Source organism: Rhizobium sp. 18055 (assembly GCF_902706285.1).
Lineage (GTDB): Bacteria > Pseudomonadota > Alphaproteobacteria > Rhizobiales > Rhizobiaceae > Rhizobium.
This window is the reverse complement of record NZ_CACSKD010000519.1, coordinates 1-379: the sequence shown is the minus strand read 5'-3', so window position 1 is coordinate 379 and position 379 is coordinate 1. Positions and strand designations below refer to the sequence as shown.

Annotated in this window: 1 protein-coding gene; it reads left to right on the top strand. The window is 64.9% G+C overall.

Annotated elements, in window-relative coordinates; translation table 11 throughout:
* Window positions 1–379: UDP-3-O-acyl-N-acetylglucosamine deacetylase (locus GVL52_RS30285; RefSeq protein WP_200848091.1), on the top strand; the 379-nt coding region annotated here is incomplete at both ends.

Here is a 379-nt window from a genome sequence, read left to right as displayed (position 1 = left end):
GACCTGGACCCGGTCGTGGAGGTGCCGGCCAAGGCCGAACTGGTCACCGAAGTGACCCTGTGCACCGGCCTGACCTGCAACGACGCAAAGATCCAGACCGTCGAACACCTGATGTCGGCGCTGGCCGGCCTGGGTGTGGACAACATCATCGTCGAACTGTCCTCGGCCGAGCTGCCGATCATGGACGGTTCGGCCGGCCCGTTCGTGTTCCTGCTGCAGTCGGCGGGCATCATCGAACAGGATGCGCCCAAGCGCTTCATCCGCGTGCTCAAGACCGTGGAGGTGACCGAGGGCGACAAGGTGGCCCGTTTCACCCCGTACGAGGGCTACAAGCTGGGCTTCACCGTCCAGTTCGACCACCCGATGATCCCGGCCAAGC